The following is a 328-nucleotide window of genomic DNA, read 5'->3' as shown; positions in this document are numbered from 1 at the left end:
CCTGGAGAGAGTATTCCGGTCGACGGTATCGTGATCGAAGGCAAAACAACCGTTGATGAATCGATGGTGACCGGGGAGTCTATGCCGGTTACCAAAACGAAGGGTGACCCTGTCATTGGGGGGACGATTAATCAGACAGGTAGTCTTATCATCCGTGCAGAGAAAGTCGGTGATGAAACGATGCTCTCACGAATTGTTCAGATGGTCGCTGATGCACAGCGTTCGCGTGCCCCCATCCAGAGAATGGCAGACAGCGTTTCAGGCTGGTTTGTTCCTCTGGTGATACTTATCGCGGTTGTTGCTTTCTTGATCTGGTCTGTCTGGGGGC

1 protein-coding gene is annotated in these 328 nt (G+C 52.1%); it reads left to right on the top strand.

Features of this window, described 5'->3' with window-relative positions:
* Positions 1–328, top strand: a 328-nt coding sequence (locus PL597_RS26235) for a P-type ATPase (RefSeq protein ID WP_442866802.1), incomplete at both ends; no start/stop codon positions are given.

Origin of the sequence: Agrobacterium sp. ST15.13.013 (assembly GCF_027956525.1) — a bacterium.
GTDB lineage: Bacteria > Pseudomonadota > Alphaproteobacteria > Rhizobiales > Rhizobiaceae > Agrobacterium > Agrobacterium salinitolerans.
Note: the sequence above shows the minus strand (reverse complement) of the source record. Positions and strands in the feature narration are given on the sequence as shown.